Origin of the sequence: Sphingobium baderi (assembly GCF_001456115.1) — a bacterium.
In the GTDB taxonomy this organism is placed as follows: Bacteria; Pseudomonadota; Alphaproteobacteria; order Sphingomonadales; family Sphingomonadaceae; genus Sphingobium; species Sphingobium baderi_A.
In genome coordinates this window covers 161,081-186,076 of record NZ_CP013264.1, presented here as the reverse complement: position 1 = coordinate 186,076, position 24,996 = coordinate 161,081, and the positions used below count along the sequence as shown (strand labels likewise).

The 24,996-nt window shown below is 63.0% G+C and carries 20 protein-coding genes and 4 pseudogenes; 11 read left to right on the top strand and 13 right to left on the bottom strand.

The window, feature by feature from the left end; all coding sequences use genetic code 11:
* Window positions 1-120: 120 nt before the first annotated feature.
* The 8 genes from ATN00_RS00945 to ATN00_RS00910 all read left to right on the top strand — a co-directional run bounded on the left by ATN00_RS00945 (window position 121) and on the right by ATN00_RS00910 (window position 7,948).
* On the top strand, window positions 121-885 hold the full coding sequence (locus ATN00_RS00945) for an IS6-like element IS6100 family transposase (protein ID WP_001389365.1): 765 nt from the start codon (window positions 121-123) through the stop codon (window positions 883-885).
* A gap of 102 nt (window positions 886-987) precedes the next feature.
* Window positions 988-1,743, top strand: a complete 756-nt coding sequence (locus ATN00_RS00940; protein WP_030093125.1) for an SDR family NAD(P)-dependent oxidoreductase — start codon at window positions 988-990, stop codon at window positions 1,741-1,743.
* A 19-nt stretch (window positions 1,744-1,762) separates the two neighbouring features.
* Window positions 1,763-2,953, top strand: a complete 1,191-nt coding sequence (locus ATN00_RS00935) for an acyl-CoA dehydrogenase family protein (RefSeq protein WP_030093124.1) — start codon at window positions 1,763-1,765, stop codon at window positions 2,951-2,953.
* Window positions 2,950-4,020 carry a phosphotransferase gene (locus tag ATN00_RS00930; protein WP_030093123.1) on the top strand — a complete coding sequence of 357 codons (1,071 nt, stop codon included), beginning with the start codon at window positions 2,950-2,952 and terminating at the stop codon, window positions 4,018-4,020. The genes ATN00_RS00935 and ATN00_RS00930 overlap by 4 nt, the downstream gene beginning before the upstream one ends.
* Before the next feature lie 444 nt (window positions 4,021-4,464).
* Window positions 4,465-4,812 carry an ArdC-like ssDNA-binding domain-containing protein gene (locus ATN00_RS23845; protein WP_053085592.1) on the top strand — a complete coding sequence of 116 codons (348 nt, stop codon included), beginning with the start codon at window positions 4,465-4,467 and terminating at the stop codon, window positions 4,810-4,812.
* Window positions 4,809-5,192 (top strand): zincin-like metallopeptidase domain-containing protein, encoded by a 384-nt coding sequence (locus ATN00_RS23840; protein ID WP_062061013.1) that lies wholly within the window; start codon window positions 4,809-4,811, stop codon window positions 5,190-5,192. The genes ATN00_RS23845 and ATN00_RS23840 overlap by 4 nt, the downstream gene beginning before the upstream one ends.
* A gap of 156 nt (window positions 5,193-5,348) precedes the next feature.
* Window positions 5,349-6,698: a tyrosine-type recombinase/integrase gene (locus tag ATN00_RS00915; protein ID WP_062061010.1), complete on the top strand. Its 1,350-nt coding sequence runs from the start codon at window positions 5,349-5,351 to the stop codon at window positions 6,696-6,698.
* Window positions 6,695-7,948: a hypothetical protein gene (locus ATN00_RS00910; protein ID WP_231746349.1), complete on the top strand. Its 1,254-nt coding sequence runs from the start codon at window positions 6,695-6,697 to the stop codon at window positions 7,946-7,948. Before ATN00_RS00915 ends, ATN00_RS00910 begins: the two co-directional genes overlap by 4 nt.
* A gap of 18 nt (window positions 7,949-7,966) precedes the next feature.
* On the opposite strand, the pseudogene ATN00_RS00905 reads toward ATN00_RS00910, so the two are convergent.
* From ATN00_RS00905 to ATN00_RS00880, 6 genes and pseudogenes are all read right to left on the bottom strand, one after another.
* A pseudogene (locus tag ATN00_RS00905) lies at window positions 7,967-8,482 on the bottom strand (IS6-like element IS6100 family transposase); the annotation flags it as partial.
* Window positions 8,483-8,529: 47 nt separating this feature from the next.
* A complete protein-coding gene (locus tag ATN00_RS00900; protein ID WP_001389365.1) occupies window positions 8,530-9,294 on the bottom strand; it encodes an IS6-like element IS6100 family transposase in 765 nt (254 codons plus the stop codon).
* On the bottom strand, window positions 9,260-9,658 hold the full coding sequence (locus ATN00_RS00895) for an alpha/beta fold hydrolase (RefSeq protein ID WP_062061007.1): 399 nt from the start codon (window positions 9,656-9,658) through the stop codon (window positions 9,260-9,262). Before ATN00_RS00895 ends, ATN00_RS00900 begins: the two co-directional genes overlap by 35 nt.
* A gap of 94 nt (window positions 9,659-9,752) precedes the next feature.
* Window positions 9,753-10,991 carry an iron-containing alcohol dehydrogenase gene (locus ATN00_RS00890; protein ID WP_048575098.1) on the bottom strand — a complete coding sequence of 413 codons (1,239 nt, stop codon included), beginning with the start codon at window positions 10,989-10,991 and terminating at the stop codon, window positions 9,753-9,755.
* Complete coding sequence (locus tag ATN00_RS00885; RefSeq protein WP_030091689.1) at window positions 10,992-11,687, bottom strand: VOC family protein; 696 nt, start codon at window positions 11,685-11,687, stop codon at window positions 10,992-10,994. It lies immediately after the preceding gene.
* Window positions 11,688-11,714: 27 nt separating this feature from the next.
* On the bottom strand, window positions 11,715-12,554 hold the full coding sequence (locus ATN00_RS00880) for an alpha/beta hydrolase (RefSeq protein ID WP_030091690.1): 840 nt from the start codon (window positions 12,552-12,554) through the stop codon (window positions 11,715-11,717).
* Between the two features lie 383 nt (window positions 12,555-12,937).
* Here ATN00_RS00880 and ATN00_RS00870 point away from each other — a divergent pair.
* A protein-coding gene (locus tag ATN00_RS00870; RefSeq protein ID WP_148564655.1) for an IS3 family transposase occupies window positions 12,938-14,109 on the top strand; the annotation gives its coding sequence in 2 pieces (ribosomal slippage) (window positions 12,938-13,202 and window positions 13,202-14,109; 1,173 coding nt in all).
* Between the two features lie 121 nt (window positions 14,110-14,230).
* Here ATN00_RS00870 and ATN00_RS00865 read toward each other — a convergent pair.
* From ATN00_RS00865 to ATN00_RS00845, 5 genes and pseudogenes are all read right to left on the bottom strand, one after another.
* The gene (locus ATN00_RS00865) at window positions 14,231-15,853 is read right to left on the bottom strand and encodes an ISNCY family transposase (protein WP_030539573.1); all 1,623 of its coding nucleotides are present in this window, start codon (window positions 15,851-15,853) and stop codon (window positions 14,231-14,233) included.
* Between the two features lie 130 nt (window positions 15,854-15,983).
* The gene (istB, locus tag ATN00_RS00860; RefSeq protein WP_062061004.1) at window positions 15,984-16,853 is read right to left on the bottom strand and encodes an IS21-like element helper ATPase IstB; all 870 of its coding nucleotides are present in this window, start codon (window positions 16,851-16,853) and stop codon (window positions 15,984-15,986) included.
* Window positions 16,850-18,355 carry an IS21 family transposase gene (gene istA / locus ATN00_RS00855; RefSeq protein ID WP_030092541.1) on the bottom strand — a complete coding sequence of 502 codons (1,506 nt, stop codon included), beginning with the start codon at window positions 18,353-18,355 and terminating at the stop codon, window positions 16,850-16,852. Before istA ends, istB begins: the two co-directional genes overlap by 4 nt.
* Window positions 18,356-18,543: 188 nt before the next feature.
* Window positions 18,544-18,774 (bottom strand): annotated as a pseudogene (locus tag ATN00_RS00850) (transposase); the annotation flags it as partial.
* Between the two features lie 470 nt (window positions 18,775-19,244).
* On the bottom strand, window positions 19,245-19,451 hold the full coding sequence (locus ATN00_RS00845) for a dodecin (protein WP_048574815.1): 207 nt from the start codon (window positions 19,449-19,451) through the stop codon (window positions 19,245-19,247).
* A 780-nt stretch (window positions 19,452-20,231) separates the two neighbouring features.
* Here ATN00_RS00845 and ATN00_RS00840 point away from each other — a divergent pair.
* Window positions 20,232-21,169, top strand: a pseudogene (locus ATN00_RS00840) (IS110 family RNA-guided transposase).
* 286 nt (window positions 21,170-21,455) lie between these two features.
* Here the strand turns inward: ATN00_RS00840 and ATN00_RS24330 are convergent.
* Complete coding sequence (locus tag ATN00_RS24330) at window positions 21,456-21,923, bottom strand: flavin reductase family protein (protein WP_048574813.1); 468 nt, start codon at window positions 21,921-21,923, stop codon at window positions 21,456-21,458.
* A 655-nt stretch (window positions 21,924-22,578) separates the two neighbouring features.
* Window positions 22,579-23,346, bottom strand: a pseudogene (locus ATN00_RS23830) (SphA family protein).
* A 182-nt stretch (window positions 23,347-23,528) separates the two neighbouring features.
* Between ATN00_RS23830 and ATN00_RS00820 the strand changes: the two are divergent.
* Window positions 23,529-24,893, top strand: coding sequence for a transposase (locus tag ATN00_RS00820; RefSeq protein WP_013039168.1), 1,365 nt, complete (start codon window positions 23,529-23,531; stop codon window positions 24,891-24,893).
* The last annotated feature ends 103 nt before the right edge of the window (window positions 24,894-24,996 follow it).

The following is a 24,996-nucleotide window of genomic DNA, read 5'->3' as shown; positions in this document are numbered from 1 at the left end:
TAAGCGCTGCCGCTCCGCTAGGACCTCTTGGGCGCGTGTGATGTGGGAACACTCCTGCGGGCTCTGTTGCAAAAATCGTGAAGCTTGAGCATGCTTGGCGGAGATTGGACGGACGGAACGATGACGGATTTCAAGTGGCGCCATTTCCAGGGTGATGTGATCCTGTGGGCGGTGCGCTGGTATTGTCGCTATCCGATCAGCTATCGCGACCTTGAGGAAATGCTGGCGGAACGCGGCATTTCGGTCGACCATACGACGATCTATCGCTGGGTCCAGTGCTACGCCCCGGAGATGGAGAAGCGGCTGCGCTGGTTCTGGCGGCGTGGCTTTGATCCGAGCTGGCGCCTGGATGAAACCTACGTCAAGGTGCGGGGCAAGTGGACCTACCTGTACCGGGCAGTCGACAAGCGGGGCGACACGATCGATTTCTACCTGTCGCCGACCCGCAGCGCCAAGGCAGCGAAGCGGTTCCTGGGCAAGGCCCTGCGAGGCCTGAAGCACTGGGAAAAGCCTGCCACGCTCAATACCGACAAAGCGCCGAGCTATGGTGCAGCGATCACCGAATTGAAGCGCGAAGGAAAGCTGGACCGGGAGACGGCCCACCGGCAGGTGAAGTATCTCAATAACGTGATCGAGGCCGATCACGGAAAGCTCAAGATACTGATCAAGCCGGTGCGCGGTTTCAAATCGATCCCCACGGCCTATGCCACGATCAAGGGATTCGAAGTCATGCGAGCCCTGCGCAAAGGACAGGCTCGCCCCTGGTGCCTGCAGCCCGGCATCAGGGGCGAGGTGCGCCTTGTGGAGAGAGCTTTTGGCATTGGGCCCTCGGCGCTGACGGAGGCCATGGGCATGCTCAACCACCATTTCGCAGCAGCCGCCTGATCGGCGCAGAGCGACAGCCTACCTCTGACTGCCGCCAATCTTTGCAACAGAGCCCTCCAGATAAAAGCGAGCGCTCGTTTGGTTTGTTGGGGAGAGAGTCCGATGACGGTGAAGGATCGCGTAGCGCTGGTGACCGGCGCATCCTCTGGGCTCGGGACGGATTTCGCGCGCATGCTAGCGGGGGAGGGCGCGACCGTCATCCTCGCGGCGCGACGCGTCGAGGTACTGGCAGCACTCAAGGCCGAGATCGAGGCCGCAGGCCGCAAGGCGCAGACGGTCGCGCTGGACGTCAGCAGCGAGGCGAGCATTGCAGCTGCCTTCGCCGAGCTCGACCAGCGCGGCATCGCGCTCGACATCGTCGTCAATAATGCTGGCATCTCCGGCGCGGCCCCGGCCATCACGCTTTCCGCGCAGGACTGGGACAGCGTCGTCAACACCAATCTCAGGGGCGTGTTCCTCGTCGCCCAGGCGGCGGCGCAGCGCATGCGCGATACCAAGCGTGGCGGGTCGATCGTCAACGTCGCGTCGATCCTCGGCCATCGCGTTGCCGGCAATGTCGCGGCCTATGCCGCCTCCAAGGCCGGCGTCGTGCACCTCACCGAGGCGCTGGCGCTTGAATGGGCGCGCTACGGCATCCGCGTGAACTCGCTGTGCCCCGGCTATATCGAAACCGAGATCAACCGCAATTTCTTCGCGACGGAGCAGGGCCAGGCGCTCATCAAGCGCATTCCGCAGCGCCGCCTTGGCGCGCCGTCAGATCTTGATGGCGCGCTCCTGCTGCTGGCTTCCGACGCTGGCCGCTACATGACCGGCTCCTCGGTTGTCGTCGATGGCGGACACCTCGTCTCGTCGCTTTAAGGGTTCAAGGGAGGCCGACATGGCATTCAAGTTCGAAAGAAACGGAATTTCCGACCCCGCGCTCGAGATCGCCGACCGCGTCGAGGCCTTCGTGCGCGACAAGATCGTGCCTTTCGAGCACGACAAGCGCCTTCGCGCGCATGGCCCCTCGCAGGACATGGTGGAGGAGATGCGCGCGCTGGCCCGCGAGGCAGGTGTGATGACGCCGCACATCCTGCCCGACGGCAGCCATCTCACCCACCGCGCGACGGCCGCGGTGCTGATGCGCAGCGGTCTTTCGCCGCTCGGACCGACCGCCGTGAACACGGCCGCGCCGGATGAGGGCAACATGTACCTTCTCGGCAAGGTGGCGAGCCCGGAACTGAAGAAGCGCTTCCTTGACCCGCTCGTCGCCGGCAAGACGCGCTCTGCCTTCTTCATGACCGAGCTTGCCGCAGACGATGGCGCGGGCTCCGATCCGTCCATGATGAAGACGACCTGCCGGCCGGACGGCAACCACTGGGTGGTCAACGGGCGCAAGGCCTACATCACCGGCGTCGAGGGCGCGACCGTTGGCATCGTCATGGCGAAGTCCGATGACGGCGCCTGCATGTTCCTGGTCGACCTGCCCAACCCGGCGATCACCATCGAGCGCGTGCTCGACACGTTGGACAGCACCATGCCCGGCGGCCACGCAGTGGTGAAGATCGACAATCTGCGCGTTCCGGCCGACCAGATGCTCGGCCGGAACGGCGAGGGTTTTCGCTATGCGCAGGTTCGCCTTGCGCCGGCGCGCCTCACCCACTGCATGCGCTGGCTGGGCGCCTGCGTGCGCGCCAACGAGATCGCCGGCGACTATGCCAACAAGCGCAGCGCGTTCGGCAAGAAGCTGATCGACCACGAAGGCGTCGGCTTCATGCTGGCCGAGAGCCTGATCGACCTCAAGCAGGCCGAGCTGATGACCTACTGGTGCGCGGACATCCTCGACAGCGGCGCGCGCGGCACGACCGAAAGCTCGATGACCAAGGTCGCCGTCTCCGAGGCGCTGATGCGCATTGCCGACCGCTGCGTGCAGATGATGGGCGGGCAGGGCATCACGGCCGACACCGTGGTCGAGCGGGTGTTCCGCGAAGTGCGCGCCTTCCGCATCTATGACGGCCCGACCGAGGTTCACAAGTGGAGCCTTGCCGGGAAGATCAAGCGCGACTGGGAAAAGGGCCAGGCGGCATGACAGCCGAGCCGAACGCCAATATCGGCACCGGCGCGGTGCGCGGGGGCTTCCGCTTTGACGAGGCGGCGCTGGCGCGCTGGATGGAGGCGAACGTCGAGGGCTTTGCGGGTCCGCTCGAGGTGCAGCAGTTCAAGGGCGGGCAGTCGAACCCGACCTATAAGCTCGTCACGCCGGGACGCTCCTATGTGATGCGCCGCAAGCCGCCGGGGCCGCTTGCGCCCGGCGCACATGCGGTGGACCGCGAGGCCCGCGTGATGCGCGCGCTTGAGGCGCAAGGGTTTCCGGTCGCCATCGTCTACGGCCTGTGCACGGACGATGCCGTCATCGGCAGCTGGTTCTACGTGATGGAGATGGTCGAGGGCCGCATCTTCTGGGACGCCACGTTCCCGGAAGTGCCGGCCGCCGAGCGCCCCACCTATTTCGCGGCGATGAACCGCACGATGGCGGATCTGCACAGCTTTGATCCGGAGGCGATCGGCCTTGGCGACTATGGAAGGCACGGCAACTATTTCGAGCGGCAGATCTCGCGTTGGAGCAAGACCTATCTGGCCGACACCGATGCGGGCCGCGATGCCGGCATGGACCAGCTGATCGAATGGCTGCCGACAGCGATCCCCGAGCGCGACGAAACGTCGGTGGTGCACGGCGATTTCCGCTGTGACAACATGATCTTCCACCCGACCGAGCCGCGCGTCCTCGCGGTGCTGGACTGGGAGCTGTCGACGCTCGGCCATCCGCTGGCGGACTTTGCCTACCATGCTTTGATGTACCGGATGCCGCCGGACATCGTCGCCGGGCTCGGCCATGTCGATCCGCGCTCGCTGAACATCCCGTCCGAGGAAGAATACGTCGCGCAATATTGCGCCAACACCGGCCGCAGTACGATCCCGGACTACGAGTTCTACGTCGCGTTTAACTTCTTCCGGCTGGCGGCGATCTTCCACGGCATCAAGGGCCGGTATCTACGCGGCTCGGCCGCGTCGGAGAATGCCGCGGCGCGGGTGGAAGCCCTCCCGCGCCTGATCGCGCTCGCCGAAAAGGCGATGGAGGCGTGCCAAAAGGCCTGATGCTCGGCGCAGAAGCTGAGAACAGAACTGTCTAGGGTCGCCTTCGGGCGGCCTTTGGCGTTGCCATGATTCATGGTCATGCGATGAATGCTCCCACCAGATCCGCGAAGCTGCCGACAGGCGAGGCACGTGCCCGCAGCAGGAAGCGTATTTCCGAGCGCGATCCAAGTCAACGGTCGAGTGGCCACGAAGAAGCGCACGTTCGAGTCTGCCATCGCGCGCCGCAGCATCAACCGGCAAGCGCGGCATCGCCACGTCGCCTTCTAAAAACGACTTTCAGGCTTCGCCCAAACCTTCCGTTCTTTTCAGCAGGCGACCGGTTGACCCCCCCCCTTGATCGCGCGCCGGTGGGCGGGCTTCGCCTCCCCTCTGCCCAGGGAAATGCTGAGAGGCATTTCCCTGGGCAGAGGGAAAGGCTTCGCCCACAGGCGAAAGGAAGAAGCCATGTCCGAGCGGAAAGACATTTACCAGCAGATCACGAACAGGATCATTCAGCAGCTGGAAAACGGCGTCTGCCCTTGGCTTCGCCCGTGGGATACGAAAGGCCTTCCCGTTCGCCCAACCCGGTCCAACGGTGAGCCCTATCGCGGCATCAATGTTCTTGTTTTGTGGGATGCAGCGTCACAGGCGGGGTATTCCTCCCCTTACTGGTGCACCTTCAAGCAGGCGTTGGCGATGAAGGCTTGCGTCAAGAAAGGCGAGCGCGGGACGTTCGTGGTCTATGCCGGCAGCATGGAAAAGACGGAGCAGAGCGACAGCGGCGAGGATGTTGAGCGCCGCACCCGTTTTTGAAATCCTATGCCGTTTTCAACGCCGAGCAGATCGAGGGCTTGGACGCCCAATACTACCCGGTTGCGCCAGAGCCGAAAATAACCGGCGAGCGACTGACGCAGGTCGATCGCTTCGTGGAAAACACGGGCGTCGATCTTCGCCACGGCGGCAATCGCGCCTTTTTCAATCCCGGTCATGACTTCGTGCAAATGCCGGCTTTCGAGCAGTTCAAGACGCCCGAAGGGTACGCGGCGACCCTATGCCACGAACTTGTTCATTGGAGCGGCAGCACTGCCCGCCTAGACCGAACTTTCGGGAAGCGGTTCGGGGATCAGGCGTATGCGAGGGAGGAACTTGTTGCGTTATCTGGACAGTCTGCGCCGTCCGCAACATTGCAGTAAGGTCGGCGATGGACGCCCACGGTAGGCAGTAATCAGGCTGGCCGTAGCGCTGACCCAAGAGCTGGCGGAGGCCAGCCTGATTACTGCCGGGCCATAGAGCGCATCGGTGTGAGGTCAGCTTCCGGGTGGGGGGTCCGGGGGGAGGGTTTCGGGCCGGTGTCGATCATTACTGTTTGCGAGCGCCGCGAGGCCAAGGGTCTCGATGCGCATGTGCCGCTGATCCTGCGCGGTGACGCGCTCTATGATCCCGATCTGGATCGCTTCTTTCTCGACCTGCCGCTGTCGGGGGTCCGCTCGCGGCACTCGCTTCGCGCCTACGCCTATGATGTTGCGGTCTGGCTCCGCTTTCTCGATGCCTGCGGCAAGACCGTGTGGGCTGCGACCCGCGACGATGTCGATGCCTATCATCGTGAGCGACGCCGCGACGAGGCCGATCACCGGATCACGGCGGCAAGCTGGAACCGGGCTGTCGCCAGCCTCGATCGCCTCTACCGCTGGGGCGAGCAGCAAGGGCTGATCGCCGACGCGCCGTTTAGCCGCCGCGCCGTGTGGCGACCGGCGCAAGGTGGCCGTCGTGGCATGATCGCGGCGCGCAACGACGCCTATGAACGTGTTGCCAGGCGGTCGGATGTGCGGTTCGTCACGATGGACGACTACCACATTTTCCGCGAGGTCGGCCTGCGCGGCCTCACCCCGGACGGCACCGAGCGCCCCGGCGCTCGCGATCGCAACGGGCTGCGCAACGCTCTGTTCGCCGACCTTCTCGTCACCACTGGCCTGCGTCTTGAAGAGGCGTCGGGCCTGCTCGCCGATGAGCTTGCGGCCATCGATCACGACCACGATCAGGCTCAGCAGCTTTGGCTGCGCCTGCCGCCGCCGCTCACCAAGGGCGACCGGGGACGCAGTGTGCTGGTCCCGCGTCGGCTGCTGCGTCAGATCGCCGCCTATGTCGCCGTCGAACGCGCCGCAGGCGTGACCAAGTTCGCCGCGCGGGACGGCGCGGCCAAGCTCGAACGACCGATCCCTGTCACCCGCGCCGGTCTCGACCGCATGCGCGATGTCTGCACCCCAGAGGAACGATGCCGCCTGATCCTGTGCGACGAGGATGGACCACCCCACGAGCCGGCGGCGCTATGGCTGACCGAGGTAGGGCAGCCTGTTCGCCCCAACTCGTGGGAGGTGATCTTCACCCGTGCCTGCAAGCGGTGCGAGGAGAACGGTTTCCCGCTGTCGATCAGTCCCCACCAGCTTCGTCACACCTTCGCAGTCCATATGCTCGCCTTGCTGATCCAGCAGCGGCGGCGCGAAGCGGCATTGCCGGCGGGGCCGGTGGAGAGCTACCGGCTGATCCTGGGCGACCCGCTGCAACAGGTGCAACGTCTGCTCGGCCACGCGAGCCTCACCACCACCTATATCTACCTCGATCATATCGCGACGCGCGCCGATACAGTGGACGCGGCCGTCGAGGAGCTGCTCGCGCTGCTGCCGGGACCGCAGGGCGCATGAGCGGGCATCCCCGCAAGGGCCGGCCTGTCGCTTTCGCGCCGATCACGCCGGAGTCCGTGCAGCCCGATCCTGTGCTCGGCCTCAAGTTCACGATCGAGGCACGGCATGGCGGAACGGTCCTGATCGATATGACTGGGCTCGTTCCTCGCCCACTCGCCATCGCCTTCGCGGGCGCGCTACGTCGGTCAGCGGCGCTCGGCGGCCCCATCGGTGCGGCCAGCGTCATCAAGCAGTATGTAAATGCCTACCGCCTGTTCTTCGCCTGGCTTGGCGATGACGCGCTGAACGTGGCTGGCGTCAGCGACCTGCGCGCAGTCCATATCGATGGGTTCGCCTCCGCGCTCGAACAGCGCGGGATGGGCGCGATCCACCGGCACATAACGGTCGGCAAGATCATCAACACATTGCGCGCGATCGAGGCAGACCGGCCCGATCGGATCGCGTCCGACCTGCATGAGCGGCTGCGCTACACGCTGGCCACATCGGCGGGCCGCTCGACCCCGCGCGATGCTTATAGCCCCTTCGTCGCCCGCGCGTTGCGCGACGCCGCGAGGACCGATGTCGAAGCGATGTTCCGCCGTCTCGGCGCCGACGACCGGACCGATGAGGGCGACCCGGTCATCGCCAGCGCGCGCGCCGATGTCGAAGCGATCATCGCGCGGCAGGGCTTTATCGTCGCAGACCAGCCCGCGCTGAAGAGCCTCTATTTCATGCGCATGCGGCGCGCATTGCCGATCAGCACGCTCATCGACGACCTGCATGGCCGCCATCACCTGCTTGCGCGCGATCTGCCGGCGCTGCTCGTGTTGCTCACGCTCGATACCGGCCTCGAGCCCGAGTGCCTGAAGACGCTGACCGTGGATTGTCTCACCAACCCCCATGCCGGCACGGTGGAACTGCGCTATCTCAAGCGCCGCGCTCGCGGCGCCGAGCATAAGAGCATGCACGTCCGCGACGGCGGTGGTGGCACGCCTGGCGGTCTTATTCGTCGCCTGATCGAGGTCACGGCGACTGCCCGCACGCATCTAAACGACGATCGTATTTGGGTTTATCACAACGCTGGCGGCCTGCGGGCAGGTATCCGCCACCCGACGGAACGGATCGATGCCTGGGTGGCGCAGAACGATATTGTCGATGACGACGGCAAGCCGCTCCACCTGCTGCTCTCCCGGCTCCGCAAGACCCACAAGGCGTTATGGTACACCAAGACCGAGGGCTCTGTTGCAAAGATTGGCGGCAGTCAGAGTTAGGCTGTCGCTCTGCGCCGATCAGGCGGCTGCTGCGAAATGGTGGTTGAGCATGCCCATGGCCTCCGTCAGCGCCGAGGGCCCAATGCCAAAAGCTCTCTCCACAAGGCGCACCTCGCCCCTGATGCCGGGCTGCAGGCACCAGGGGCGAGCCTGTCCTTTGCGCAGGGCTCGCATGACTTCGAATCCCTTGATCGTGGCATAGGCCGTGGGGATCGATTTGAAACCGCGCACCGGCTTGATCAGTATCTTGAGCTTTCCGTGATCGGCCTCGATCACGTTATTGAGATACTTCACCTGCCGGTGGGCCGTCTCCCGGTCCAGCTTTCCTTCGCGCTTCAATTCGGTGATCGCTGCACCATAGCTCGGCGCTTTGTCGGTATTGAGCGTGGCAGGCTTTTCCCAGTGCTTCAGGCCTCGCAGGGCCTTGCCCAGGAACCGCTTCGCTGCCTTGGCGCTGCGGGTCGGCGACAGGTAGAAATCGATCGTGTCGCCCCGCTTGTCGACTGCCCGGTACAGGTAGGTCCACTGGCTCTGTTGCAAAGATTGGCGGCAGTCAGAGGTAGGCTGTCGCTCTGCGCCGATCAGGCGGCTGCTGCGAAATGGTGGTTGAGCATGCCCATGGCCTCCGTCAGCGCCGAGGGCCCAATGCCAAAAGCTCTCTCCACAAGGCGCACCTCGCCCCTGATGCCGGGCTGCAGGCACCAGGGGCGAGCCTGTCCTTTGCGCAGGGCTCGCATGACTTCGAATCCCTTGATCGTGGCATAGGCCGTGGGGATCGATTTGAAACCGCGCACCGGCTTGATCAGTATCTTGAGCTTTCCGTGATCGGCCTCGATCACGTTATTGAGATACTTCACCTGCCGGTGGGCCGTCTCCCGGTCCAGCTTTCCTTCGCGCTTCAATTCGGTGATCGCTGCACCATAGCTCGGCGCTTTGTCGGTATTGAGCGTGGCAGGCTTTTCCCAGTGCTTCAGGCCTCGCAGGGCCTTGCCCAGGAACCGCTTCGCTGCCTTGGCGCTGCGGGTCGGCGACAGGTAGAAATCGATCGTGTCGCCCCGCTTGTCGACTGCCCGGTACAGGTAGGTCCACTTGCCCCGCACCTTGACGTAGGTTTCATCCAGGCGCCAGCTCGGATCAAAGCCACGCCGCCAGAACCAGCGCAGCCGCTTCTCCATCTCCGGGGCGTAGCACTGGACCCAGCGATAGATCGTCGTATGGTCGACCGAAATGCCGCGTTCCGCCAGCATTTCCTCAAGGTCGCGATAGCTGATCGGATAGCGACAATACCAGCGCACCGCCCACAGGATCACATCACCCTGGAAATGGCGCCACTTGAAATCCGTCATCGTTCCGTCCGTCCAATCTCCGCCAAGCATGCTCAAGCTTCACGATTTTTGCAACAGAGCCACCGAGGGAAAGCCCACAGAAATGGACACGTCGGATGTTGAGCGCATCCAGGAGTTCCACGACATCCCGGCCAAGGCGATCAAGCGAATATGATCCGGGCGGCGCATCTGATCCGCCGTGTCCACGGGTATCGCAGCGTAGTACCCGGAACTGCTCCGCGAACGCGGCCAGTTGGGGCTCCCACATGTCCATCGTTGTGCCGAGCGAACTGGAGAGCAGCAATATTGGTTTGGTGATGTTGAAGGCGCCGGCGATCACATTGTTGCCGAAGAAGGTGGTTTGCGGCCCCTTCCACACCACCATCGAGCGACGTCGCGCCGCCTGCCGCGGTCGGCGGCTTCGCTGCTGCCGGTTGCGTCTGCGCGTAGGCCGATGTTCGTCGGGCGGTTGCGCCCACTCAGAATGCGGCATCGAGAATGGCCATCACGTCTTCAGGCGACCTGATCGGGCGGGGGTTCGCCCTGACGAACGCGTTGCTCAGCGCGCTTTCGGCAACCCGCGACAGCGCATCCCTCGTGACGCCGAGTTCCGACATCGACGTTGGCAGGCTCAGCGATCGGATTAGGTCCCGCACCGCCTGAGACGCAGAGCCACCGGCATGGCCGCATGCATCCGCAATCACCGCCTGCTTGGCGGTAGATACCGGCGCGTTGTAATCGAGCACTGCGGGCAGGAGCACGCACGAGGTGAGCCCGTGCGGCACGCCGGCGACTGCGCCGAGTTGATGCGCGATCCCGTGACTGGCTCCGTAGCGCACTCGGCCGATGCTGCAGCCGCTGAGCCAGCTTCCCATCTGCCCGTCATGTCGCGCGCAGGCATCGTCTGGGCGATCATGCGCCATGCGCAGTCCCGATCGGAGGAGCGCCATGCCGCGTGCAGCCAGCGCATCAGTAAAAGGATTGGCATCCAGCGAGAGGAAAGTCTCGATCGCGTGATCGAGCGCTCGAATCCCAGTCGAAAGCCATAGCATGGGCGGCGTCGTCGCCGCGAGCCACGGATCGTAGACGATCGTGCCCGGCGGCAGCTCGAACGACTTGAACAGGTGCTTGGTCCCGGCGTGGGTCGCGCCGGCGATGACGCCGTGCTCGGCGGCCGAAAGGGTGGTGGGCACCGCGATGATGGGCAGCGAGGGATCGATGGCGGCCGGCGCGAGCTCGCCGTCGGCGTCGGCGGCGCTCTTCAGTGCGAGCAGGTCGCCGATATCGTCCGCCCCTGCCGCGATCGCAAGGCTCGCAATCTTAGCAGCGTCGATCGCGCTTCCGCCGCCGATGGCGAGAAGGGCATCAGGCGAGGAGCGCCGGATCGCCGCGATCAGCGACACAACCGTATCGATCGGCGTGTGCGGGCGTATCTCGCTGAACGCGGGTGCCAAGATAAATTCGACGTCGTCGAGCACGTCGCGGACGGCATGATGATTGCGCAACGAGGGCGTGACCACCGGGAGAATGCGCCGTAACCCTGCCGTCGCCGCTTCGGTGGCCACTGCGTCAGCCAGCCTCGCGCCGTAATAAACCATGGGCTGCTTACGAAGCCCAACATGGCCATGGTCGATCCCGGCGTAGGGCGCGGATGCGGGGATCACGATTCCCGCGCCGAACGGCTCGCGAACGTGGCGGATGGACCCACCCGGCGCCATTCAGCCGGAGACCTTGACCGGCGGATCGGAGAATCGGCGCGATGCCTCCGCGAGTTCGTCATCCGACAGATCGGCCATGAAGGCCTTCAGCCCGGCGTCCATGGTCATGTTCGGCTTAGCCGGATCGAACGAGGGCTGGGGCACGCGCGTGCCCGTGGGCATGAAGGCCTCCGGCGCCTTGTAGCGGGCCAGCTCTTCCGCATTAACGCCGATCAGCGCGACAACCTCGGGATCAATCCACGCCCGAGCGTCGATTGCCGCCTGCGAAGTGGAGACCTCAAGCAGCAGGTTTTCCGGCCCGGCGAAGTAGATCGACTTACAAAAGCCGTGATCGATATAGCCATAAACGTTGATGCCGCGAGTGCGGACGCGATCGCGGATCGCCAGCAATTCCTCGTCCGTATCCACGTTGAACGCGATGTGCTGCATCGTCCCACCGGCGCTCGGCGCTAGTGGATTGGCCGCATGGGTCTTGCCGATCTCCCTGTCGATCAACGCGACCTTTGGCGACTGGACGAACGCCAAGTAGCTATGGTCGTTCATGCGCAGGAAGCCGTGGAACGTATCGTCGGCACCGTGCATCCAGTAGAGTGCTGCCAGCTCAAAGCCGAGCACTCCGGTGAAGAACTCGATCTGCGCCTTCATCGAGGACGTCGAGATAGCCAAATGATGGATACTGTTCGGTCGTGTGCTCATGGGAATGTCCTCCGAGGTTTGCAGTGCTTACGCCCGACTTCCAAGCTGTTCTCCGACCCATTCGTGAACCAAGGCAGAGAAGCGCTCAGTGCTGAACAACATCAGCTGATGCTTGCCCCCTTCAAAGCAGTGGAAGGTCACTGGACCGGCGATTGCGCGCGCGGTCGTTTCCATCACGTCTGGCGTAAACACCGGATCTTCAGCCCCGCTGGCCATAAGAATCGGCTTGCGATTTTCCGAAGGCGGGATTTTCGGCTGATAGGTGAACAGCGACGCCCACGAGGACAGATCATACGACCAGGTGTTCCACGGATCGCCGCGCTTCTGCTCGCCGGCACCGGAATAACCATAATCCTCATCGAAATCGAACAGGATGCTTACGTCGAGACGCGCAGCGCGGCCCGGCCAGCTTGCGGCCAGCATCTGCTGCACGCCTTCGGTCTGCCACGGACCGGCGAGATCCGACATCCAAGGACCCTGCGGCACCATCGGCGATCCCATCAGGATCGCACCACGGACTACGTCGCTGTGCAACGCCGAGAAGCCGGCCGCCACGCCCATGCTTGATCCCAGCACGAAAACCGGCAACCCAGTCTCCGCGGCAACATGCTCTGCGACCATCACCGCGGCGTCCGCATATTCGCCGAGCGTCCACTGCCCGCGAGGCCGGTTCAATGTCGATTGACCATGGCCCGGCGCGTCGAGCGACCAGATGTCAACTCCGCGCATCGCATGCGGAACGCAGAACCGATCGTAGATGCCGCCATGCCCTCCGATGCCGTGGCACAGCACGATCGCGTAGCTCGGGTCAGGCCCATGATAACGGTGGACGTAGATCTCATCAAGGATATGCGCTTCTCTCAGCATCTCGCCTCCCTTCGATTATCTATCGGACGATTGTCTCACTAACTATCTGAGATTGATCACCCGATCGGTCCGCCCACAATACGGCGAACTTCTACTTATATTATCAAAATAAATGCCTCGACCATCGGACCGCAGACGTTTGGCAACCCGATATGCGATCAGGCCATCTGAAAACGCCTGAGCGCCCCTTGATCTGCACATCCTACTAACTGTCCGACAGTATCTGTCGCTTGGATCGGATTGTCAAGCGCAACCTTGCCGAGCGCGAGCTGCTCATGATGGACGTATCTGGATGCGTTTACGAGCACCTCCCCTCTATTTGAGCTGCCCCCTTCTGAGTGGTCCATCGACTATGACAGTCTGGATCAAGGAAGGGACGACGAATGCCTGCCAAGAAGCACAAGCCCGAGGAGATCATCGGGAAGCTGCGTGAGGTTGAAATCGTGCTGGGCCAGGGCGGGACGACCGCGGAGGCATGCCGGCGGATCGCGGTCAGCGAGCAGACTTACTACCGCTGGCGCAAAGAGTATGGCGGCCTGAAGACGGATCAGGCTCGGCGGATGAAGGACCTGGAGAAGGAGAACCTGCGGCTGCGCCGTGCGATCTCCGACCTCACACTGGACAAGCTGATCCTGCAGGAGGCGGCACGGGGAAACTTCTGAGCCCCGCACGGCGTCGGCGCTGCATCGATCAGGTGAAGGAGACGCTGGATGTATCCGAGCGACGCGTGTGCCGCGTGCTCGGGCAGCATCGGTCGACGCAGCGCAAGGTGCCGTGCGGGGCAGATGACGAACAGGCGCTGACCGAGGACATCATCGAGTTGGCCAAGCAATACGGGCGCTACGGTTATCGTCGGGTGACCGCGCTGTTGCATGCTGCTGGGTGGTCGGTGAACCACAAGCGCGTCGAACGCATCTGGCGTCGTGAGGGGCTGAAGGTGCCACAGAAGCAACCTAAACGTGGCCGGCTTTGGTTAAACGATGGCTCGTGCGTCCGGCTGCGACCCGAATATCCGGGGCATGTCTGGGCATACGACTTCGTCGAAGGGCGGACGCATGATGGCCGTAAGTTTCGCATCCTCACCATCATCGACGAGGCGAGCCGCGAGTGCCTGGCGCTGATCGTTGCGCGCCAGCTCAAGCATGAGGACGTACTGGCAGCACTTGCCGAGCTGTTCATTGCTCGGGGCCCGCCGGCGCACATCAGATCGGACAACGGCAGCGAGTTCATCGCCACCGCAGTCCAGAAATGGCTTGGGCAGATCGGCGTGAACACGCTCTACATCACGCCAGGCTCGCCATGGGAGAACGGCTACAACGAGAGCTTCAATGGCTCGCTGCGTGACGAGCTGCTTAACGGAGAGATCTTCTACAGCCTCGCCGAGGCCAGAGTGCTGATCGAGGCGTGGCGGCGTCATTACAACACCGTCCGGCCGCACAGCAGCTTGGGCTACCGCCCACCGGCACCAGAAGCGGCGACACCACCATTGTCGGTCTCCGGTTCCGCTTCGCTCCACCTCCGCCCGACAATGGCGGCGGAGACGACAATGCACTAACTATTTACCCGGACCACCCGGTGGGGGCTGCTCTGTAGCGCGACAAACTGGATGAGGATTCGTGTTGCCTCATTAAGCGATGTTCCCGAGCGGCATAGCCATTGCCTCACGTAAATGCTCCCTACAGGAGATCACCCTCACGGACTATTCCTTGCGCGACTGGGGGCCGCGCAGCGGAGCCGGAGGCGACGCGGAGCGGTACCCAGTCGCGCGGCAACGAAGAGACGGTCTCTGCCCCCAAGCGCCTGCCAGCGGGGGCAGCTGACGGGTTGAATACCAAGGCACGCGCCTGTTCTGATCGCCACACCTTCAACCGGCGCTGCACGGTCCGCAGCAGACCATCCGGATAATCGCCAGGCTGCTCAGCCTGTAGCTTCTCGAGCAACTCCCGACCGGTGCGCCATGGCTCCTCCTCGAACCACGCCTTCAACTGTTCAGTCACCGTCGCAAGCGGATCAGGACGGCGGCGCCAACGCTTCTGCGGGGCCTTTGCGGTTGCTGTCGGCCTTGCCTCGCCTTCGTGCCACAAGGTCCGCAGGCTCGTCATGAACGCATCCAGCGTTGGCGGCGAGGGTTCCGACGGATTCATTACGACTGCCCCGTCGGCCAGTCCCACCAACTTTTCTTGCGCCGTTCGGATGTCCCGCAACAGCCGGACCGGATCGAGATCGGCGAACGCCTCGCGGAGGTTTCGGCGCGTCTCCTCGGAGGTCCGTGGGTCGGCCAGCAACCGCTGGAACGGTGTCGCGGGAGCATGGTATCGCTTGTAGACCTTGGCGCCATCGCGTTGCTTCTCGGCAAGCTTGAACGATGGCTGGAAAAAGTTCACGAACAGGCGGGCAGCCGTGTACAATTCCGCTAACGCGCCGGTGGCTGCCAGGCCCTCGAACCGGCGATAGCCCGTCAGGCGCCGAACGACGGAACCGTTTTTCTGCTCAACCCAGGCCTGATCATTCTTGCGATAAGGACGGCAGCGGGTGAACGCGATCCCATGAGCCACGCAATAATCGCGCACCGTCTCGTTAATAAATACGCTGTCGTTGTCAGAGTCGAATCCCAGCAAGGGGAAAGGCATCAGCCTGCGCAGTTCGGTAAGCACAGCCACCAGCAGCGTCTGCTCGCGCACCAGCAACGGTGCGCATTCAGTCCAGCCCGTTGCGATGTCGGTTAAAGTGAACGTCCAGGCCCAGCTACCTTTTGCTGCCGGTCCGCTGTGCGAAACCAGATCGACCTCCATGTGCCCCGGCGCCGGATCACCCCAGTCGTCGAATGTACGGATCGGTACGCTGCGCCGGAGCTCGGTTCCAGATACGCCACGCCGCCGCTTTTTCGTCTGGCCTGCCTCGCGTATGGCGCGCAGTGAGCGGTCGATCGTCGCCGCGCTCATCCGGAACAGACTGGCCTTGACCTGCGGCGCCAGATCGAGGTGACCATGACCTTCCATCGCTTCGACAAGGATCGGAATGAGCGGCTTAAGCCGCTTGCCGCATAAACGGTCGCTCGCCTCCCACAACACCACTAGTGCAGTGCGCACAGCCTCATCGTAGACCCTGCGCCCGACACGCCCAGGAGTTCGGTCCGATGCCTCCTGCCGGAGAACCCGCATCGCATGTTTGCGATGGAAACCCGTGACCGCAACGAACTCGTCGAGCACCTTGCCTTTACTTGACCGATCGCATGCCCGGTATCGAGCGCCGACCGCCTCGATCAATTCTTTCCGCGTTGCCATGCTCACCTTCCTCATCGTTCCCTCCCAACCGTTGCCGGGAGCAGTCTAGATGAGGCAACAGCCCGTCACTCAGGAGCAAAAACGGTGAGGCAATGCGGGATTGCGCGTCAATCAGGATGAGAATGTGATTGTCGCGGCGCGTCGATCAGTGCCTGTTTTGATTGTCGCTGGCAAGGTCGTCGTTCTCATCCTGATTGTCGCGGATGGTCTCGAGAACCTTTGGCGTGGTGTAGGCGGGGGGGCGTCCGGCGCCGGTGCGCCTGGCCTGTGCGGTACGTCTGCGGTAACTTTCGACGTTCATCTCGAAGATGGTGGCGTGGTGCACGAGCCTGTCGACGGCGGCGAGCGTCATGGCGGGATCTGGGAAGACCCGGTTCCATTCGCCAAAGGGCTGGTTGGCGGTGATCAGCAACGACCTTCGCTCGTAGCGTGCGCTGATCAGCTCGAAGAGCACCGACGTTTCGGCCTGATCGCGTGAGACGTAGGCGAAGTCGTCGAGGATGAGCAGGTGGTACTTGTCGAGCCTGGCCATTGCGGATTCGAGTGCGAGTTCGCGCCGGGCGACCTGCAGGCGTTGCACGAGGTCGGAAGTTCGGGTGAACAGAACCCTCCAGCCCCGTTCCACCAGCGCCAGGCCCATGGCCGCGGCCAGATGAGTCTTTCCGCCACCCGGCGGGCCGAACAAGATGAGGTTGGCGCCTTGCTCAAGCCAGCCATCGCCGGCGCATAAGGCCATGACCTGCGCTTTGGAGATCATCGGCACGGCATCGAAGGCGAAGCAGTCGAGGGTCTTGCCTGCGGGTAGATGGGCCTCTGCCAGATGGCGTTCGATCCGGCGGCGATCGCGTTCGGCGAGTTCGTGCTCGGCGAGCGCGGCGAGGAACCTGCTGGCGGGCCACCCTTCCTTGTCCGCCTGGGCGGCAAAGTCCCCCCAGATGTGTTTGATGGTGGGCAGGCGCAGCTCGTTGAGCATCAGGCTGAGGCGCTGTGCATCGATCATGGGAACTGCACTCATGCGGCTTCTCCCTGTTCGATAAGTCCGTCGTAGATCGAGAGCGGCACCAGTTTGACCACGACTTCGGGCAGAGCAGCAGGGTCGGGACTGAACCGGGCCCGCAGAGCTGTCAGACACGGTGTTCGGCGCGCGGCCAGATCCTCGGCCAGGAGCCCGGCGAGTTCAGCCTCGCATGCGCGTTCGTGGGCCATGGCCAGAAGTTCGACGGTGATGCAGCATGCCTCCCGCTCGCCATGAACTTCCAGCAAGTGGTCGAACATCAGGCGATAGGCATCTCGCGGGAACAGGCTATCGCGATAGACCAGCCCCAACAGCGCCATGGGCTTGCGGCGCAGGGAATGGATCACGTGGCGGTAATCGACGACGTGGCCGTGCTTCCCGTTCATGCCGGCGCGGCCGCGGGGCAGGGTCATGAGCCTCGTGCCCCCGATGAAGACGTCGAGGCGGTCATCATACAGCCGGACCCGCAAGCGATGCCCGATCAGGCGGGATGGGACCGTGTAGAACACCTTTCGCAGCGTGAAGCCGCCCGATGACGTGACCGTCACGAGAATCTCTTCGTAATCGGTGGTGCGCACATCCGGCAGCGGTTGCAGGAACTTGCGTTCGGCATCGATCCCGGGGCCGTGCCGCCGGTTGCGCGCATTTACGACCTCGTCGATGAAGCGGCGATAGTCGGCAAGGTCGGCGAAGTCGCCGCTACCGCGCAACAGCAGCGCATCCTTTACTGCAGCCTTGATATGGCCATGGGCACTCTCGATCGCGCCGTTCTCATGGGCAATGCCGCGGTTGTTCCTCGTGGGCTCCATTCCGTAATGGGCACAAAGCGCGTCATAGCGCTTGGTCAGGTCGATCCTGGTATCGGCGTCCAGATTGCGGAAGGCGGCCGAGAGGCTGTCGGTGCGATGGAGCTTCGGCGCGCCGCCCGCGGACCAGAGCGCATTCTGCAGCCCTTCGGCCAAGGCAACGAAACTCTCGCCGCCCAGGATGATGTGCCCATGCTCGAAGCCGCCACAAGGAAGCCGGAAGTGATAAAGCAGGTGGTCCAGAGGCTGTCCGGCGATCGAAACCGCCAGATCGTCCATGCACGTAAAGTCGGACAGGCCGAGCCGTCCCGCTTCGTGCACTTGCCGGAAAATGACTTCGCGATCCTGCCCGTTCATGGCGCGCCAATCGCGAATGCGCCTCTCCAGGGTTCGCCGGGAACCGAACACCGTCTCGGGGTATCGGCGTCGCAGTTCCTCGAAGATCGCGATAGGTCGAAGGCCGGGAGCAGCCTCGAGCATCGGCACGACCACTTCATCGAAGATACCGGCAAGGGGGTCGGGTCGGCGCCGGCTGCGCGGTGCTTGCCGCTGTGATGGCAACCGGGCGTCCTGCAGAATCCGATAGCCCGTTGCCGGGCTGAACCCGGCCTTCGCCGCCGCCAGAGCGACGGGGGCATTACGTCTGTTGGTCATGAAAAGTCTCACCTGATGATCGTTGATGTGTCGACCGGCCACACGTCAGGTCCTCCTCTCAGGAAAACCCGACACATAACGGCCACCACGACCATCACAGGCACCCGGCAGAGAGTGCCTCCGGTGTGTCGGGATCGACTACGGGCTACGCCCTCCGCCGATCCCGACACACCGGATTCTCATCTTGATCGTCGCGCCTTCTCACCCTGATCGTCGCGCGACACTGCTCACTTCGGAATCCGCAGCTCCACCGTCCCGGCGCGGGTCTCCCAGTCCCGGTCGCGGTAGCCGTTGCGCTGCACCAGCCGTTCGGCGCTCTTCTCGCCATGGGCTGCGCCGGTCAGGCCGCCCACCTCAAGCTCCATCAGCCGCTGCGCGGCGAAGCCGATCATGTCGCGCAGCAGATCGGCGTCGGCGCTCTTCTCCATCAGCCCGCGAAAGGCCATCATGTCATCGGTCATCTTCGGTTCCTTTGGTCAGAGTTGTGTTCAGCAACCCGACCCTACCGAAGAATCGCGGATGACCACCGCTGCGCCGCTCGCTCGCTACGGCGCCCCCTGAAAGGCGCGCGTCGCGAGCGGCTCCGCTACCGTCGAGCTACACCACCACCCGGGACACGACCCCGCCCTGCCGTGCGGAAGGGTTCAGGGGCTTGAAGCTCGCCTACCTCGCCGCTCAATGTAGGTTCTTCTATAATCGGCATTAAGCCTTGCACGATTGCATGCTTGCCTCGGGCCGGCCGTGGTGCGCGGTGGCAAGGGAGGCCTGGTGCGGTGCCATCATTTCGGGCGAGCTCTGGAAGCTCAGGGCCACACAGTGCGCCTGATGTGCCCTGAGTATTGCATCCTACGTCAATGCTCAGAAACACTACGAGCGCGATGGGAAGGCGATCGCCGGGGCATCCGCCCGGCCGACCATGAGGATTCCTTGCTCAATCGAGCGTGAACCCAATTTTTAGGGTGACCTGGAAATGACCAACGGCACCGTTCTCGATATGCCCACGCGTCTCTACTACCTCAAACCAGCGCATGTTTCGGATCGCTTCGTTAGCTTTGGAGATAGCAGCCTGAATGGCGGCATCTACGCCTTTTGGTGAGGTCCCAACTACCTCGATGACCTTGAAGATTTCGCTGCTCATGTATTTCCCTAAGCGTCTTACGTGCTGGCCTGAGCGCTAGCATAACTCGGAACCGTCCGTCGCGCGAGCGCAGCTGGCACTGCCCGTTTTCCTGCGGAAGCCGGCGGCCCGCTTCGGCTTGATAGGGTTGAAAAAGTCCAAAACGCCTCGGGTCGCATTTTCCGGGTCGTTGACGGCACTGAGCAAGACGCCGCGAGCCGACATGTATTTGCGTCTGCTTCCTCTGTGCCGCCTCAATAGCTTCAGCCATGAGGCAAATCGACCAACACGCCCAGAGTAGCTTAGAATCGCCGATTTTCAGAACCGAGCTATGATCCTCCGCCACAGCTGCTGAACCGCATAGCCGGGTGGTCCCCGGCGCCTACCGGGACTACGCTAAGTGATCCACCCACATTGAGGGCTGCGGCCCCGGGCAGGATCAGATCGGAAAGCGAGCCGAGCCTGAGGAGATCGTCGCCACGGTTCGACGGTTGAGGTGCTCTCGACTCAGGCGAAGTCGATTGCGGGGGCGGCTATGCCCAAACGCCGGCGGCCTGACTATCGGGCCCGGATGCAGACATCATCGGCAAACTTAGCCCATCGGGATCGACACGCCGTCCTTCGAGAGCAGAATAAACCTCCAATTAGCCCTTGGAGCGTAGGGGGGATCCACAGATCACAAGGCCCGCGCGGGTCATACCGTTGCGCGAAGTCTGATGGGGTGGACGGCCCCTGTTTCCGGCGTCGATGCGCCATAGGATGGTCGTTGTTGAAGCGGCCACAAAGACAGGAACCGTCCACATGCAAGTTACCACGATCGGGCTGGATCTCGCCAAGAACGTCTTTCAGATCCATGCGGTTGACGCCGGCGGGCCTGCGCCACGGCCCACTTCTGGGCGCGGGAGATCGGCGCGCTCGGCCACGATGTGCGGCTGATGCCGCCGGCGTATGTGAAGGCCTATGTCCGTCGCCAGAAGAATGACGCTGCAGACGCTGAGGCCATCTGCGAGGCGGTGACCCGGCCGACGATGCGGTTTGTGCCGGTGAAGAGCGCTGAGCGGCAGAGCGTGCTGGTGCTGCACCGGACGCGAGAGCTGCTGGTGCGACAGCGCACCATGCTGGTCAACGCCATCCGCGGGCACTGCGCCGAGTTCGGGTTGATCGCGCCCCAGGGCGTGCGCTGCGCCGCGGATCTGGTCGAGCAGGTCCGTCGAGCCGAGGCGTCGCGACTCCCCGAAATAGCCCGCTCAGCCCTTCTGATGCTCGCCGACCAGCTTGATGCGCTGGCGGTTCAGATCAACCATCTCGAGCGACGGCTGCTCGTCTGGCATCGCCAGGATCAGGCCAGCCAGCGTCTGGCCACCATCCCCGGCGTCGGCATCATCACTGCGACAGCCCTGGCCGCCACCATCACTGATCCCAGCGCTTTCCGCTCCGGCCGGGAGTTCTCAGCCTTCCTGGGTCTGGTCCCCCGCCAGAACTCCTCCGGTGGAAAAGAGCGGCTCGGGCGCATCTCCAAGATGGGAGATGGCTACCTGCGCAAGCTGCTGGTCGTCGGCGCCACCTCCGTCATCCGACGGGCGCGCACCAGCACCTCGCCATCGGCGGCGTGGATCCAAAGCTTGCTTGAACGCCGGCCGGCCCGCCTGGTCACCGTGGCGCAGGCCAACAAGACCGCCCGCATCGCCTGGGCGGTGCTGGCGCGGGGCGAGGTCTACCGCACGACGGTCGCCATCTGAACAAGATCGCCGCGGCCACACGGCCGCAGCTCCAGACTGTAAGGGTGCACGAGGGTTGATGAGGATCTGAACGCGGCCGCAGACCAGGAAAACCCGAGGAGCTGTCGGAGCCCCGAGCTCGATAGTCTGAGAGGGACCTGACTAGCGGATTCCATCAGGGCCAGCGGTCAATGCACCGCGCCAACAGGCCGGAAAGATGACCGCACCCCGACAGATCGTCACCTCAGCCCAACTTCACTCTTGCAGAGCAGGGGCCGTCCAAAGATGACAGCTCCCGCTTGATGTACTAACGCTCAGTGCGGTCAGAGCGTTCTTCGGTCGCCATGTAGCGGCCATCTAGATGAATAAGTGGTGAGATGTGTTCATCAACCCAAGCGTCCGAGACTAGCCCGATGATCAAGCTGTGTGTTCCGAAATCATGAATAGGTCCGCTGTCGCAAAAGATCGCAGCCTGCGCATCCAAAAGGTAGGGGGTCCTGTGGGGCCCCTCGCCCCATTGGCCGACGCTGAATCGTTCCTCCGAGGGAAGGCTCGAGAACGTCTGACACATCTCCGCGCTGTGGTGCTTCAAAAGGTTCACACAAAAAGCGCGGCCGGCGTGCAGCGGTTGAAAAATTGAGGCGGAGCGGTTGACTGCCATTACGAGCGAGGGCGGCTCCATACAAAGCGACATTACGGCTGTCATGGGCATTCCGTAGCGCCGCCAGTCATCTCGGGCAGTGACCAAGGCCACTCCGCCAGCCAACCTGCGCATGCAGGTACGAAAGTTGGCGGCCGCATTAGAATTCTCATCAGGCCTTTGCACAGCCTTGCCTCCGAACTTTTCTAGATTTTACTCGAACCCGCTAGACACAAAAAACGACCACCCGCGACGCTGCCCATTTACTTTTGCTAACCCGCTGGAGATTCTTAATCACTATCTGGACTTTGGCTTCTCCTACGTTGTAATCTCAGCGGAGCTCAAAGTTGTCTCCGAGTTAGATCCAGCGATTGCTGATCTGTGGCGCAATGGTCAACCGCCCAAGTGCTTCACGTGGGGCGGTCTGAATTCTCCAAACGGTCCTAGTGAGGCAAACCATGTCTTACCTATCTCCCCCAACGAATTGATCCTGCCACATTTCAGGCTTCAGCCCAGAGCAGGCTTAAATGTGAACCAGGTGTCCCAACCCTGAGGAGATCGTCGCCGAGTTGTGGTGGGTTGAGAGCGTGACGACGCAGGCCACTCCAGGCGTAAACGGCATCTTTGTCTGCCATAACAGGGCCGCAGCCGACCATCGGCTTCCCACGAACGACGTGTTCGTCCGAGCGCCTTCCTGGCGATTGGTCCGGAGCTCAAAGCTCATTGAGGTGTCATAACGACGCTCGCGACCGACCTCCTGGCGCTCGTAGGTGTCCGCCGACCGTTACAACTAAAGCCGCAAAGCGAATTTGAGCCACACTTTATCGCCTTCTGGTCTATTGTGCGCGAGTAACTCGTGCTGATACTGAAGCGCGATCGGAACCGGACCGAGTTGATATCGGACGACGGGACCGAGAGCGAACGCCTCACCCTCATAGCCATCAGGACCCACCCTCCGGCCGAACTGCTCATCAGCCGTAGTTTGTCGATAGTAATAGCCGTTAACACCAACCGTGACCGGATTGAAATTGTAGGCCAACCCAAAATCGGTGTGGAACTCTTGACCGGAGCTGTAATCCGTAGCGGTGTTCTTTGTATTGAAGTCGTACATCAGCTTTATGCTGATATCCCACCCGCCCTTCGGATCGACATGGGTGTAGGCGACGACTGGCTAAAAAGTCCAGTAATGGCGGCTGATGTTGGCGAGGTCATTCTTGTTGTACCCCCCTGTGGGCACAAACGTATCCATGCCGACCACGAAATGCGTGTCGTTCTTGCCCCAAGCAAGGATGAAGGGATCGACGATAAGATCGCCGAACCCGAACTTACTTTGATGTTGACCTGCGGCGTGGACGGTGAGGCTGGTCACGGAAACAAAGGCTTGTTGCGCCCAGTTAGCGCCCAGGAACTTATAGGGCGTCACATTGATGAAGCGCCCCACCTCGGAATAGGCGTCGAGCGCGAACTTCGGAACGGCGCTGTTGCCGTTCTGGTCGTTAAGGCGGTCGGCGTTATAGGAAGTCGTGTAGTTCAGGAAGTAGAGTCCGGGCGGCGGCACCACCGCAATCGCGAGCGCCTCCGCCCCGTTCGGATAGGCCCCGCCCGCGGTTTCAGTCGCTAGGGCCGGCGTCCAGACGCACAAAGCGGCCGCCGCGCCGCCAATCAGTTTAGCAGGCCGTTGACGAAGTCGGCGGTGGCTGATTCAGTGCGGCAGTGGGATTGTCTGGCGGGTTAGCGGCGATGGCGATGGGGCGTGATAGCGAGGTCCAGTCCGATTTGATCGTGACGTGGGCGGAGATACCGCGTTCACCGGGGCATGTTTTCTACGACAAGCTCCAGAAGCTGCTGGCCGAGGCGGGCTTCGATGGCTTTGTCGAGAAGACGTGCAAGCCCTATTATGCGCCGCGGATGGGAGCCCCGTCGCTGCCGCCGGGCCGCTATTTCCGCATGCTGCTGATCGGCTATTTCGAGGGCATCGACAGCGAACGCGGGATTGTCTGGCGCTGTTCGGATTCGCTGTCGCTGCGGGAGTTCCTGCGACTGTCGAGCCGCGACAAGGTCCCTGATCATAGCTGGTTGTCGAAGACGCGGAGCCGCCTGCCGCACGAGGTACATGACCAGATCTTCGGCTGGGTACTGGCCCTCGTCGCCGGGCACGATCTGGTGAAAGGCGAGCGGATCGGCGTCGATGGCTCGACCATGGAGGCGAACGCCGCGCTGCGTACCATCGTGCGGCGTGACAATGGCGAGACCTACCGCGAGATGCTGGTGCGCATGGCGCAAGAGAGCGGCATCGACACGCCGACGATCGACGACCTTGTCCGGCTCGATCGCAAACGCAAGGGCAAGAAGCTGTCGAATGCGGACTGGGCGAGCAAGACCGATCCCGACGCGAAGGTCGCGCGGATGAAGAACGGCTCGACGCGTCTGGCCTACAAGCCCGAACACGCGGTCGATCTCGACACGGGTGTTATCGTGGCAGCGCCGATCCACCCGGCCGACAAGGGCGACACGACAACGCTCGACGCCACGCTGGAGACGGCAGCACGCAACCTCGCCGACATTGGCCTGGCGCCGACGTCCGGGGATCCCTGCGATCTTGTGACCGATAAAGGCTATCATTCGCGCGAGCTCCTCAAGGGTCTCGACGGCGACATCTGGAAGACGCGCATCGCCGAGCCGGCACCGCCGAATGGATATCTGCGCTGGCACGGCGACGAGGCTGCCCAGAAGGCCGTCTACGCCAATCGGTCTCGCCTGAAATCCGCCGTCGGACGCAAGGCGATGCGCAAGCGTGGTGAGATGGTCGAGCGTAGCTTTGCCCACGTCCTGGATCGCGGCGGCATGCGCCGCGCGTGGCTGCGCGGGCGCGAGAATGTTCACAAGCGTTATTTGATCCACGTCGCCGGGTTCAATCTTGGCATTCTCATGCGCGCCCTGTTCGGTTGCGGCACTCCGAGGGGCGCCAGGGGCGCATCCAAGGCATTCTTGTTCGTAGTTCAGACCGATGTTGCGCTCGTCATCGCCCTCGTCGCCGAGTTCGACGGAGAAAGGGCCATGCTCCTCATCGTTTTTACCCCTGAAGGCGCTGACAGACCCGGCTGAAAACCGACTTCGTCACCGCGCTGTTAGTATACATTGCATCCCGCCCTTGTGTTTACAGCGCCTATAGCGCGCCATCCTTCCGAAAATCAGCTGTCAGACCCAC

Coding starts and splice junctions, on each gene's coding strand:
- ATN00_RS00910 (WP_231746349.1), top strand. CDS start 6,695: ATGAGCGGGCATCCCCGCAAGGGCCGGCCTGTCGCTTTCGCGCCGATC.
- ATN00_RS00935 (WP_030093124.1), top strand. CDS start 1,763: ATGGCATTCAAGTTCGAAAGAAACGGAATTTCCGACCCCGCGCTCGAG.
- ATN00_RS23845 (WP_053085592.1), top strand. CDS start 4,465: ATGTCCGAGCGGAAAGACATTTACCAGCAGATCACGAACAGGATCATT.
- ATN00_RS00930 (WP_030093123.1), top strand. CDS start 2,950: ATGACAGCCGAGCCGAACGCCAATATCGGCACCGGCGCGGTGCGCGGG.
- ATN00_RS00940 (WP_030093125.1), top strand. CDS start 988: ATGACGGTGAAGGATCGCGTAGCGCTGGTGACCGGCGCATCCTCTGGG.
- ATN00_RS00895 (WP_062061007.1), bottom strand. CDS start 9,658: ATGGTGGTGTGGAAGGGGCCGCAAACCACCTTCTTCGGCAACAATGTG.
- ATN00_RS00900 (WP_001389365.1), bottom strand. CDS start 9,294: ATGACGGATTTCAAGTGGCGCCATTTCCAGGGTGATGTGATCCTGTGG.
- istB (WP_062061004.1), bottom strand. CDS start 16,853: ATGAGTGCAGTTCCCATGATCGATGCACAGCGCCTCAGCCTGATGCTC.
- ATN00_RS00845 (WP_048574815.1), bottom strand. CDS start 19,451: ATGAGCAGCGAAATCTTCAAGGTCATCGAGGTAGTTGGGACCTCACCA.
- ATN00_RS00890 (WP_048575098.1), bottom strand. CDS start 10,991: ATGGCGCCGGGTGGGTCCATCCGCCACGTTCGCGAGCCGTTCGGCGCG.
- ATN00_RS00945 (WP_001389365.1), top strand. CDS start 121: ATGACGGATTTCAAGTGGCGCCATTTCCAGGGTGATGTGATCCTGTGG.
- ATN00_RS00820 (WP_013039168.1), top strand. CDS start 23,529: ATGGCGATGGGGCGTGATAGCGAGGTCCAGTCCGATTTGATCGTGACG.
- ATN00_RS00880 (WP_030091690.1), bottom strand. CDS start 12,554: ATGCTGAGAGAAGCGCATATCCTTGATGAGATCTACGTCCACCGTTAT.
- ATN00_RS24330 (WP_048574813.1), bottom strand. CDS start 21,923: ATGCGCAGGTTGGCTGGCGGAGTGGCCTTGGTCACTGCCCGAGATGAC.
- ATN00_RS00885 (WP_030091689.1), bottom strand. CDS start 11,687: ATGAGCACACGACCGAACAGTATCCATCATTTGGCTATCTCGACGTCC.
- ATN00_RS00865 (WP_030539573.1), bottom strand. CDS start 15,853: ATGAGGAAGGTGAGCATGGCAACGCGGAAAGAATTGATCGAGGCGGTC.